This is a genomic window from Cellulophaga sp., assembly GCF_039943695.1.
In the GTDB taxonomy this organism is placed as follows: domain Bacteria; phylum Bacteroidota; class Bacteroidia; order Flavobacteriales; family Flavobacteriaceae; genus Cellulophaga.
Genome location: NZ_JBDVAA010000192.1, coordinates 40010 through 52610, shown reverse-complemented (window position 1 = coordinate 52610; position 12601 = coordinate 40010). Strand labels below are relative to the sequence as shown.

Annotated in this window: 10 protein-coding genes; 5 read left to right on the top strand and 5 right to left on the bottom strand. The window is 33.4% G+C overall.

What is annotated here, in order from left to right; genetic code table 11:
- The 4 genes from ABJD66_RS13935 to ABJD66_RS13920 form a co-directional block, all read right to left on the bottom strand.
- On the bottom strand, nt 1-1470 hold a 1470-nt coding region (locus ABJD66_RS13935; protein WP_348132713.1), incomplete at its 3' end, for a nucleoside transporter C-terminal domain-containing protein.
- Nucleotides 1415-2047 (bottom strand): bifunctional nuclease family protein, encoded by a 633-nt coding sequence (locus tag ABJD66_RS13930; RefSeq protein ID WP_303540721.1) that lies wholly within the window; start codon nt 2045-2047, stop codon nt 1415-1417. The genes ABJD66_RS13935 and ABJD66_RS13930, both read right to left, overlap by 56 nt.
- Nucleotides 2048-2138: 91 nt before the next feature.
- Nucleotides 2139-3107 (bottom strand): electron transfer flavoprotein subunit alpha/FixB family protein, encoded by a 969-nt coding sequence (locus tag ABJD66_RS13925; RefSeq protein WP_348132709.1) that lies wholly within the window; start codon nt 3105-3107, stop codon nt 2139-2141.
- Between the two features lie 3 nt (nt 3108-3110).
- Nucleotides 3111-3857 (bottom strand): electron transfer flavoprotein subunit beta/FixA family protein, encoded by a 747-nt coding sequence (locus tag ABJD66_RS13920; protein WP_348132707.1) that lies wholly within the window; start codon nt 3855-3857, stop codon nt 3111-3113.
- 168 nt (nt 3858-4025) lie between these two features.
- Here ABJD66_RS13920 and ABJD66_RS13915 point away from each other — a divergent pair, with 168 nt between their 5' ends.
- The 4 genes from ABJD66_RS13915 to ABJD66_RS13900 all read left to right on the top strand — a co-directional run bounded on the left by ABJD66_RS13915 (nt 4026) and on the right by ABJD66_RS13900 (nt 10775).
- On the top strand, nt 4026-5003 hold the full coding sequence (locus ABJD66_RS13915; RefSeq protein WP_100893806.1) for a pyruvate dehydrogenase complex E1 component subunit beta: 978 nt from the start codon (nt 4026-4028) through the stop codon (nt 5001-5003).
- 103 nt (nt 5004-5106) lie between these two features.
- A complete protein-coding gene (locus ABJD66_RS13910) occupies nt 5107-7605 on the top strand; it encodes a DUF5686 family protein (protein ID WP_348132704.1) in 2499 nt (832 codons plus the stop codon).
- Between the two features lie 84 nt (nt 7606-7689).
- The gene (locus ABJD66_RS13905) at nt 7690-8217 is read left to right on the top strand and encodes an inorganic diphosphatase (RefSeq protein ID WP_100893804.1); all 528 of its coding nucleotides are present in this window, start codon (nt 7690-7692) and stop codon (nt 8215-8217) included.
- 119 nt (nt 8218-8336) lie between these two features.
- On the top strand, nt 8337-10775 hold the full coding sequence (locus ABJD66_RS13900) for a sodium-translocating pyrophosphatase (RefSeq protein ID WP_348132701.1): 2439 nt from the start codon (nt 8337-8339) through the stop codon (nt 10773-10775).
- Between the two features lie 59 nt (nt 10776-10834).
- On the opposite strand, the gene ABJD66_RS13895 is transcribed toward ABJD66_RS13900, so the two are convergent.
- Nucleotides 10835-11455: a deoxynucleoside kinase gene (locus ABJD66_RS13895; protein WP_100893802.1), complete on the bottom strand. Its 621-nt coding sequence runs from the start codon at nt 11453-11455 to the stop codon at nt 10835-10837.
- Nucleotides 11456-11739: 284 nt separating this feature from the next.
- Between ABJD66_RS13895 and ABJD66_RS13890 the strand changes: the two genes are divergently transcribed.
- On the top strand, nt 11740-12573 hold the full coding sequence (locus ABJD66_RS13890; protein WP_348132696.1) for a GLPGLI family protein: 834 nt from the start codon (nt 11740-11742) through the stop codon (nt 12571-12573).
- The last annotated feature ends 28 nt before the right edge of the window (nt 12574-12601 follow it).

The following is a 12601-nucleotide window of genomic DNA, read 5'->3' as shown; positions in this document are numbered from 1 at the left end:
ATTAGGAGCTAAAGATCCTATACCGCCTATTTGTATACCAATTGAAGCAAAGTTGGCAAAGCCACAAAGCATATAAGTAGCCATTAAAATAGATTTGTTGTAAGTAAAATGCGGATTAGCAGCAATATTTTTTAGTTCTGCTAATTGCTTGTATCCAATAAATTCACTGGCGGCCAATTTTACTCCTAGTAATTGTCCCATAAGCATTACATCTTCTTTTGCAACACCTATTAGCCACATTAATGGCGCAAAAATGTAGCCTAAAATAAACTCTAGTGACAAGCAGTCGTATTGTTTGTGATTGTTGTCTATTATGGTGTTTAATGATGTAAAATGCCAAGATATGTCTAAAGATTTTATTGTAATACCATCAAAGCCTGCAGCACCACTTAGGATTCCGTTAACCATTGCAATAAGGGCAACAAATACTAAAAGCATTGCGCCAACATTTACAGCTAATTTTAAACCTTCAGTTGTTCCGTTTGCAATAGCGTCTAATATATTAGCACCTATTTTGTCTTGTGAAACGTGTACATTTGTATCAACTTTTTCGGTTTGTGGGTATAATATTTTAGAAATTACAATAGCACCAGGAGCAGCCATTACAGAAGCGGCTAATAAGTGCTTAGCAAATTCTAATCTTAAACCAGGATCATTTCCTCCTAGAAACCCAATATAAGCAGCTAAAACAGCGCCAGCTACTGTTGCCATACCGCCAACCATAACTAATAAAATTTCAGACTTATTCATTTTTTCTAAATAAGCTTTTATTAATAGTGGAGCTTCAGTCTGGCCTAAAAATATATTACCAGCTACAGATAAACTTTCTGCGCCAGATATACCTAGTGTTTTTGTTAATAGTTTGGCTAGTGCTTTTACAACACGCTGAATTATTCCTAAGTAAAACAATACTGATGTTAATGCTGAAAAGAAAATGATAGTTGGTAAAACTTGAAAAGCAAATATGAATCCAAACTTATCCATATCTGTTACCAATCCTTCAAATAAAAATTTACTCCCTTTAGTGGTAAAATCAAGTATGCTAACAAAAACTTTACCTACGCTATCAAAAACAACGGCAATAAATTCAATTTTTAACACACCAATTGCAATAATTAGCTGCAAGCCCAGACCAATACCAACTGTTTTCCAGTTTATGGCTTTACGGTTTGCGCTAAATAAAAAGGCTATTAGTATTAAAACAGCCATACCTAAAAGTCCTCTTAATAAACTGCTAACGGAAAATCCTGCATTGTCTATAATAGGTTTTATTGTAGTATCTGTTGTTGTGGTTTGTATGGTCTCTACAGCTGCTTGCGCAGGTATAGAGTCTTGTGCTATAGATGGAAATATAACAAAAAAAGCAAATAGGAAAATCCAGTAACTTTTTTTCATAGTAAGTTTTGTGTAAGTGTTATTTTCTTTTTGAGATTTCATCTCGTAATTTTGCAGCTTTCTCGTAATCTTCATTTGTAACTGCTTTGTTTAATTCTTCGTGTAGCTCACTTAAATTTAATTCTCTGTAAGCATCAGAAGGGTTAGATTCTAGTTCTACGGTTTCTCCTTCTTGTAGAATTTCATCAACCATAATACTATCATCTTTATCTGGGTCATCATCTTCATCTTTAGAAGAGAATTTTAAGAAAATACCAGCTTTGTCTAAAATAGTTTTGTAAGTAAATATAGGGGCGTCAAAACGTAATGCTAATGCTATAGCGTCACTTGTTCTGGCATCTATAATTTCTTCAACCATATCTCTTTCGCAAATAATACTAGAGTAAAAAACGCCATCTACAAGTTTGTGTATTATAACTTGTTTAATTACGATAGCAAATCTATCTGCAAAATTTTTAAAAAGATCGTGCGTTAGTGGTCTTGGTGGTTTAATTTCTTTTTCTAAGGCAATTGCTATAGATTGGGCTTCAAAAGCACCAATAACTATAGGTAGTTTTCTATCACCATCTACTTCATTTAATATAAGGGCATAAGCGCCATTTTGTGTTTGGCTGTATGATATTCCTTTTATTTTTAGTCGTACTAAACTCATATTAAAATTTAAAATTACTAAGGGCTGCCTAAATAAAAGGGATTACCTTGTATTTAAGCAGCCCTTTAGTATGGGCACAATTTATAAAAAATTAAGCGTTTTGCGCTTTAAATTCTTTTAATTTTTCGATTAAGGTAGGAACTACTTCAAAAGCATCGCCAACAATACCATAATCTGCAGCCTTAAAGAAAGGAGCTTCTGGATCTGTATTAATTACAACTTTTACTTTAGAAGCGCTAATTCCAGCAAGGTGCTGTATAGCTCCAGAAATACCAATAGCAATGTATAAATTACTTGCTACAGGTTTACCTGTTTGTCCTACGTGCTCGCTGTGAGGTCTCCATCCTAAGTCTGATACTGGTTTAGAACAAGCTGTTGCAGCACCAAGTACGTCTGCTAATTCTTCAATCATTCCCCAGTTTTCTGGACCTTTTAAACCTCTACCACCAGATACAACTACATCTGCATCTGCAATAGTTGCTTTACCAACAACTTTATCTATTTCTATAGATTTTGTAGAAAAGTCTGCATCTGTAATAGCAGGAGAAAAATCTTCTACTGCTGCAGTTGCGCTATTTTCTTTAGCGCCAAATGCATTGTTAGATACGCCAACAACCTTAATATCTGTGTCTATAGTTGTGTGGGCAAAACCTTTGTTACTAAATACTGTTCTTTTTACTTTAAATGGTGATGTGCTTTCTGGAGCATCTACCACGTTTGGAGCATAACCAGCTTTTAATTTAGCAGCCACCATAGGTGCTAAATATTTACTGTCTGTGCTAGATCCTATTATAACAACTTTAGCTGTTTCTTTCTCAACTGCTTCTGTTAACGCGTGTGCATATGCTTTTGCGTTAAAAGTTTTTAGAGTGTCATTGCTAATATTTAACACTTTAGTAACACCATAGTTACCTAGAGTGTCATTACCTTCTGCATTAAAAGATACAGCGGTAACAGTTGTGCCTAATTGTTGAGCTACTGCGTAAGCATAAGAAGCTACTTCAAAAGCACTCTTTTTAAATTTTCCGTTTTCTGATTCTGTGTATACTAAAACTGACATAAATTAGATTGCTTTTGCTTCGTTATGTAATAAGTTAATTAACTCGTCTATGTTATCTGCATCAACTAGTTTTACAGCTCCTTTTGCAGCAGGCTTATCAAAACTAACATCGTTAGTTGCGGCATCTGCTCCGGTTGGTTCTACAACTGTTAGTGCTTTTTTACGAGCCATCATAATACCTCTCATATTAGGTATCCTTAAATCGCTTTCTTCAACTAAACCTTTTTGTCCGCCTATAACTAAAGGTAATGACGTACTTATTTTTTCTTTACCACCATCTATTTCTCTAGTAGCTGTAACAGTGTCGCCATCAATCTCTAAGCCGGTACAAGTATTTACAAAGTTCATGTCTAATAATGTGGCAATCATACCTGGTACCATACCTCCATTATAGTCAATAGACTCACGACCTGCAATTACAAGATCGTAACTTCCGTTTTTAATTACTTCGGCTAGTTGTTGTGCTACAAAAAAACCATCAGTAGGTTCTGCGTTAATACGTATTGCTTCATCAGCACCAATTGCTAATGCTTTTCTTATTGTAGGTTCTGTTGTTGCGGTGCCAACGTTCACAACATGTACAGTTGCTCCTTGTTTTTCTTTAAACCACATTGCTCTTGTAAGACCAAATTCATCATTTGGATTAATTACAAATTGTACACCGTTTGTATCAAACTTAGTATCTCCTTCTGTAAAGTTAATTTTAGAAGTAGTGTCTGGTACGTTACTTATGCAGACTAATATTTTCATCTTTTATCAATTTTATAATAACTTGGCTAAGATACCAATAAAATTTGTAATTTACTATGCATGCATAGTAAATTTTATCGTTTTTTTGCCAGTATGTTAACTGTAATTGAAAGATTATTTCCTATTTTTGCTAGCGTTTTTATCATTATATTAATTTATTCCACGTAAATGAAAACATTACAGTTTAGAGAGGCTATTGCTGAGGCTATGTCTGAAGAGATGCGAAAAGATGAATCTATCTATTTGATGGGTGAAGAAGTAGCTGAGTATAATGGTGCTTACAAAGCATCTAAAGGTATGTTAGATGAATTTGGCGCTAAAAGAGTAATAGATACTCCAATTTCTGAATTAGGCTTTGCTGGTATAGCTATTGGTTCTGCAATGAACGGAAATAGACCTATAGTGGAGTTTATGACATTTAACTTTTCTTTGGTTGGTATAGACCAAATAATAAATAATGCTGCAAAAATTAGACAAATGTCTGGTGGGCAATTTAATTGTCCTATAGTTTTTCGTGGTCCTACTGCTTCTGCTGGCCAGTTAGCTGCTACTCACTCACAAGCTTTTGAGAGCTGGTTTGCTAATTGTCCTGGTTTAAAAGTTGTTGTGCCGTCTAATCCTATGGATGCAAAAGGCTTATTAAAAGCAGCTATACAAGATGATGACCCTGTTATTTTTATGGAGTCTGAGCAAATGTATGGTGATAAAGGTGAAGTTCCTGAAGGAGAATATACATTGCCTTTAGGTGTTGCAGATATTAAAAGAGAAGGTACAGATGTTACTATAGTTTCTTTTGGAAAAATTATTAAAGAGGCTTACACTGCTGCAGATGAGTTGGCAAAAGAAGGCATTAGCTGTGAAATTATAGATTTAAGAACAGTTAAACCTTTAGATTACGATGCGGTTTTAAAATCAGTTAAAAAAACCAACAGATTAGTAGTATTAGAAGAAGCTTGGCCTTTTGGTAACATAGCAACAGAAATTACATACCATATACAGTCTAATGCATTTGATTATTTAGATGCTCCTGTAGAAAGAATAAACACAGCAGATACACCTGCTCCTTATTCTCCTGTTTTATTAGAAGAATGGTTGCCTAACCATACAGACGTTATTAAGGCAGTTAAAAAAGTTTTATATAAATAAGATTTTAGTTTTTTATAAAGAACTAAAGCTTTGCCTGTGTGGCAAAGCTTTTTTCTTTTTCTAAAAACTTTATAAATCAATAGGTTGCTTTTAAGAATTAGTTATGATAAAAAAATTCTTTTTTGTTCTATTTTGTTTTGTTTGCCTCTTAAATTATGCGCAAACAAAAGTAAGTGGTGTTGTTGTAGATGAATTTGGTGAGCCAGTTGCATTTGCCAATGTTTTATTTAAAAATTCTACCGAAGGTACCATAACTAACGATGATGGTCGCTTTTATATGGAGTCTGATAATAATCACAGTCTTTTACAAGTGTCATTTGTTGGATATGAAACTTTAGAGATAACACTTAAAACAAAGGTTACCTATAAAATTGAAGCAGTATTAAAAGAATCTGGAGAACAGTTAGACGAAGTTGTTATTTTTTCGGGCAAACTTTCTAAAAAAAATAATCCAGCAATAGATATTCTTAAAAAAATATGGGCTAAAAAACGAGAAAATGGCTTACGTAAATACAATCAATATGAGTATGATAAGTATGAGAAAGTAGAGTTTGACCTAAATACCATAGACAGTGCTTTAATAAAAAGTAAAATGTTTAGAGGTTTAGAGTTTGTTTTTAACGATTTAGATACCTCAAGAGTAACGGGTAAAACGTACTTGCCAATTTTTTTAAACGAAACTTTTCATAAAGTTAATGGTGATAATGTTTTAGGAGTTAAAAAAGAAAAGTTACAAGGAAGTAAAAATTCTGGCTTTTCTAATAATCAAGCTATATCAGCATTTGTAGAGGATTTATATTCAGATTATGATATCTACAACAATTACTTAAAGTTTTTTGATAAAAGCTTTACTAGTCCACTTTCTAAAACTGGTGTAGATGTTTACAACTATGCTTTAGCAGATAGTGCTTTTATAGACAATAAATGGTGTTACAATATTATTTACTATCCTAGACGTAAAAATGAGCTTACTTTTAAAGGAGATTTTTGGGTAAACGATTCTACTTACGCAATAAAAAAAATAAATTTAGAGGTTACAAAAAGTGCCAATATAAACTGGGTAAAAGAAATTTATATAGAGCAAGAGTTTGATGTTGTTAACGATTCTGTTTTTCTTTTAAAAAGAGATTATATGTTAAGCGATTTTAGTCTTAACAAAAAAGAAACTTCTAAAGGTATTTATGGTAAGCGTACTACTATTCATAATAACTATAAGTTTGATGTACCTAAAGATAAAAAATTCTATAAAGAGAGCGTGGACGAGTACAGTCCAGAAGCTTTTAGTAGGGATGATAATTTTTGGACAGAAAATAGGTTAGAGCAGCTTAATAAAGATGAAAAAGGTGTATATCAATTGCTAGACACCTTAAAAACAGTTCCTAAATTTAACACCTACTATAACATAGTTAGTATACTGGGTTCTGGTTATGTAGAGATTGATAAATGGAATTTAGACATTGGTGATGTATACAGTGTTTTTGGATATAATGATGCAGAAGGTGTTAGGGTAAGGGCAGGTGCGCGTACATACTTTGGGCAAAATGACCCTTGGCGTATAGAAGGTTATTTGGCTTATGGTTTTGGCGATGATAAAGTAAAACACGGTATTTCTGGAAAGTGGTTGGTAGATAAAAAAAGTAGACTAATAATCTCTGGAGGGCATAGGCAAGATGTTGAGCAAATGGGTTTAAGTTTAACAGCTACTAATGATGTTCTGGGTAGAAGTATTGCTTCTTCATCTGTATTTACTGTTGGTTCTAATGATAGGTTAACAAATATAGATTTATCTGCTTTTAGCGTAGAGGTAGAACCTGTAAACAATGTAAGACTAAGAGTTGGCAATTCGTATAGAAAACTTAGTTCTGCTTTACCAGATGCTTTTAGTTTAGATTATGTAGATGCAGAGTCTGCAACAGGAGTATCATCAGAAATTAAGCAATTAGATTTTACGGCTACCTTAATTTATACACCAGGAAAACGTACTATTGGTTATGGCGTTGAACGTAAAAGTATTAATGACGAGTATAGTACATTGTTGTTTAATTATTCTAAAGGATTTAAAGGTCCAATGGAGAGCAATTTTGATTATAATAAAGTGCAATTCTCTTACGGTCAGCCTTGGCAAATTGGCGGTTTTGGTAGGCTGTATAGTACTGTAGAAGTAGGTAAAACATTTGGTGAAGTGCCTTTGGGGCTGTTAAATGTTGTGCCAGGTAATCAAACATTGTTTTCAATATATAACACATTCCCAAATTTAGATTTTTACGAATTTGTAACAGATACATACGCATCTGTGCATTTAGAACATAATTTTAATGGAAGGTTGTTTTCTCGTATTCCTTTTATGAGAAAATTAAACTTAAGAGAAATTGTAGGTTTAAGAGGTGTTTGGGGAGAGTTGTCATCAGAAAATATTGCATTAAATGCTCCAACTAATATTCCGTTAATGGCACCATCTGATGAGATGTATTGGGAATATTCTTTTGGGATAGGCAATATATTTAAAATATTACGCGTTGATTTTAACTTTAGAGGGAACTATTTTGATAATCCAAATGCACGCCCTTTTAGTGTAACAGGCTCTTTTGGGTTTAATTTTTAATAGTAAGCTATCAATAATTTAAACTAAAAAATACTTTTTGTTCCTGTAGATTACACTATTTTTGTATAATAATTAATAATAAGAATGACTAAACACGGAAAAACATCTTTTGATGTATTAATAGAGATTCCAAAAGGAAGTAGAAATAAGTACGAATACGATTTTGATTTAAAAAAGATACGTTTTGATAGAATGTTGTTTTCTTCAATGATGTATCCTGCAGATTATGGTTTTATACCAGAAACACTAGCATTAGATGGTGACCCGTTAGATGTATTAGTTTTAGGAGGTGAACCAACTTTTCCTATGTGTGTTGTAGAAGTAAAGCCAATTGGGGTTTTTCATATGGCAGACGAAAAAGGTCCAGATGAAAAAATAATCTGTGTACCTGTATCGGATCCAATCTGGAATATATTAAATGATTTATCGGATATGAATCCTCACCAAATAAAAGAAATAGAACATTTCTTTCAGGTGTATAAAGATTTAGAAAAGAAAAAAGTAGACGTAGGTGCTTGGGGAGATGCCAAAGAAGCTTACCAAATACTAAATAAATGTATCGAAAGATATGATGAAAGTGAATTTAAAGCTAAAGACGCCTTTAAGATTTAAAATAGCAAATCATCAGTAATTTACTTAAAAACCCTTTCATATGATAAATATGAAAGGGTTTTTTTGTTAAGTTTCATTTTGTTACATTTACTAGGCTAATAATTAAACAATTACAAAATATGGAGTCAATGATTATTTATGCGCCAATTGTAATGGCGTTGTTGGGATTAGTTTATATGGTTGTAAAACAATCTTGGGTAATGAAACAAGATGCAGGTGATGGTAAAATGAAAGAAATTTCAGATCACATTTATGAAGGTGCTTTAGCTTTTTTAAAAGCAGAGTACAAGCTTTTAGCAATCTTTGTAGTAATTGTAAGTGTGCTACTTGCTATAGTATCTGTAGTAGTGCCCACTACTCATTGGTTAATTGTGGTTGCTTTTATTTTTGGAGCTGTGTTTTCTGCTTTTGCAGGTAATATAGGAATGAAGATCGCGACAAAAACAAATGTAAGAACTACCCAAGCAGCACGTACAAGTTTGCCAAATGCATTAAAAATATCTTTTGGTGGTGGTACTGTAATGGGACTTGGAGTTGCTGGTTTGGCTGTTTTAGGTTTAACAGCTTTTTTTATTATTTTTTATCAATTTGTTTTTATGCCAAACGGTTGGACGGGTGTAAAAGATATGACTATTGTTTTAGAGACGCTTGCTGGTTTTTCTTTGGGAGCAGAATCTATAGCTTTATTTGCTAGAGTAGGAGGTGGTATTTATACAAAAGCAGCAGATGTTGGTGCAGATTTAGTAGGTAAGGTAGAGGCAGGTATCCCAGAAGATGATCCTAGAAACCCGGCAACAATAGCAGACAATGTAGGTGATAATGTAGGTGATGTAGCTGGTATGGGAGCAGATTTATTTGGTTCTTATGTGGCTACAGTCTTAGCTGCTATGGTTTTGGGTAATTATGTTATTAAAGATATGGGAGGCTCTATACAAGATGCCTTTGGAGGTATTGGGCCAATTTTACTACCAATGGCTATTGCAGGTGCGGGTATTATAATCTCTATTATTGGTACAGTGTTGGTTAAAATTAAAAGTAACGACGCTAAAGAAGCACAAGTTATGGGGGCATTAAATTTAGGAAATTGGGTTTCTATAGGTTTAGTGGCTGCTTCTTGTTTTGGCTTGGTTACTTGGATGCTACCAGAGACTATGCAAATGGAATTTTTTGGAGAGGGTAAAATAGTAATCTCATCAATGCGTGTTTTTTATGCAACGTTAGTCGGTTTAGTAGTAGGTGCTGTAATTTCATCGGTAACAGAATACTATACAGGTTTGGGTAAAAAACCAATTTTAAAAATTGTACAACAATCTAGTACAGGTGCAGGTACAAATATTATTGCTGGTTTGGCAACTGGTATGATTTCTACTTTTCCGTCAGTATTATTATTTGCAGGAGCCATATGGGCTTCATACGCATTTGCTGGTTTTTATGGTGTTGCACTGGCAGCTTCTGCAATGATGGCTACTACGGCTATGCAATTGGCTATAGATGCATTTGGACCAATATCAGACAATGCAGGTGGTATAGCAGAAATGAGTGAGCAAGAACCAATTGTGCGTGAGCGTACAGATATTTTAGACTCGGTTGGTAATACAACTGCAGCAACAGGTAAAGGTTTTGCTATTGCTTCTGCCGCATTAACATCGTTAGCATTGTTTGCTGCTTATGTTACGTTTACAGGTATAGACGGTATTAATATTTTTAAAGCTCCAGTTTTAGCTATGTTATTTGTTGGCGGTATGGTGCCTGTAGTATTCTCTGCATTGGCAATGAATGCTGTTGGTAAAGCAGCTATGGAAATGGTACAAGAAGTACGCAGGCAGTTTAAAGATATTCCGGGTATTATGGAAGGTACAGGAAAACCAGAATATGATAAGTGTGTAGCAATTTCTACACAAGCATCTTTAAAGGAAATGATGTTACCTGGTTTGTTAACCATAGGTTTTCCGTTAGTAATAGCGTTTGTTCCTATGTTATTTGGAATGAATAATATGGCTATTGCAGAAATGCTTGGTGGTTATATGGCTGGCGTTACAGTAAGTGGTGTGCTTTGGGCTATTTTTCAGAATAACGCAGGTGGTGCTTGGGACAATGCTAAAAAATCTTTTGAAGCAGGAGTAGAGATTAACGGAGAAATGACATTTAAGGGGTCTGATGCACATAAAGCTGCAGTTACAGGAGATACAGTTGGTGATCCTTTTAAAGATACTTCTGGTCCGTCAATGAATATATTAATAAAATTAACGTGTTTAATAGGTTTAGTTATAGCTCCTATTTTAGGCGGACATATAGAGGATGGTTCAACGTCAACAGAGCATCAAACAAAAAAAGAATTGAATGTAAAAATTGATGCTAGTAATAATGATTTAGCTATGGCAACTATTACAACTATAATTACAAAAGAAGGAGAAGTAAATAAAAATATACAGGTTGTAAATGGTACTGTAGAAGAAATTACAGAAAAGATAAAACCTGCTAAGGAAAAAGAAGGGGTAGAGATTAATATTGTTAAAGACAATAACTCTAAAACTATAGAGGTAGACTATAAAAACTAATATTAGACTTTATTAAGGAAATAAAAAAACCACACTATTTAGTGTGGTTTTTTTATTTTTTATGGCTGAAATAATCCATTTATTTCTGCATCAATTTTATTAATTACAAATCCTAAATCCTCAGGATCATCAACAAAATTTAAATTATCTACATCAATAATTAATAAGTTTCCTTTGTCATAACCGTGTATCCAAGCTTCATAACGTTCATTTAATCTACTTAAATAGTCAATAGAAATTGTGTTCTCATAATCTCTTCCTCTTTTATGTATTTGGTTTACTAAATTAGGAATAGAACTTCTTAAATAAATAAGTAAATCTGGTGGTTGTACTAAACTTTCCATTAACTCAAAAAGACTTGTGTAGTTTTCAAAATCTCTGTTAGTTAATAAGCCCATTGCGTGTAGGTTAGGAGCAAAAATAAAGGCATCTTCATATATTGTTCTGTCCTGTATTATGTCTTTACCACTTTCTCTAATTTGTAAAATTTGTCTAAATCTGCTATTTAAAAAGTAAATCTGCAAATTAAAACTCCAACGTTCCATTTGGTTGTAAAAATCATCTAAGTAAGGATTGTCTACAACATCTTCAAAATTTGGTTGCCAATTAAAATGTTTGGCTAGCAATCTGGTTAAAGTTGTTTTCCCTGCACCTATGTTTCCTGCTACTGCAATATGCATATTCTGTATGTGTTTATATATTTTTATTAGACCGATATAGGGGTCGCACAATATACAAGATAAGACTAGTATCTAAAAATGTTTGCAGTATTAAAGCTAAAACTTTTTAAAAACAGTACTAAACCATTGTATTTATGCAAAGTTACAACGATAAAATAAGTCATATACGTATGTTTAAAGCGATTTTTTCAAAAAAAACACGAATAAGCATTAAACTAAATTGAAAGATGATAGTCTAAGTAGTTGAAAGCTAACTATCCGCTATGGATATAAAACATATAAATATGAAGAATATTTTTTTTGTTGCAATTACTTTAATTAGTTCTGTATTTGCAGTAACGGCACAAGACTTCCAAGGAAAAGCCATTTATGAAACAAAAGTTACAAAGGCTCCAGATTTTGGAGGTAGAGATATGCCAGAAGCTCGTAAAAAGGAAATTATGGAGCGTATGAAAAGCGCTATGGAAAAAACATATATTTTAACGTTTAACAGAACCGAGTCTTACTATGTAGAAGATGAAAAGTTAGAGGCTCCTGGAGGTGGCGGACCAGGTTGGTTGCGTTTTGTAGGTAGTGGTTCTACTGGTAAATATTATAAAAATATAAAGGAGCAAAATTACACCAACCAAGTAGAAATGTATAGTAAAAACTTTTTAATTAAAGATGAGTTAAAAAAGCCTGAATGGAAAATGGGCTCAGAGACTAAAAAAATAGGAAACTATACAGTTTACAAGGCAACACTTACAACTCCAATAGATACTACAGGTGTAGGTGCTATGACTAGAATGTTTAGGCGTGGTAGACAAGGAGAGCAGTCTGAACGTAAAATACCTACAGAAAAAACAGTTGTGGCTTGGTATACATTAGATATTCCTATTAGTCAAGGTCCAGCAGAATACTGGGGTTTACCTGGCTTAATATTAGAAATAGAGCAAGAAGGATCTACTTTGGTATGTAGCAAAATTGTTATGAACGCAGATGATGTTGTAGAGGTAAAAGCACCAACTAAAGGAAAAGATATTAACCAAAAAGACTTTGACGAGCTTATGATAAAAAAGCGTCAGGAGATGATGCAGAATTTTCAGCAGCGTAGAGGATCAGGTGGTAGAGGTCGTTAAATTTCATCAGTTTTAATATAAATTTATA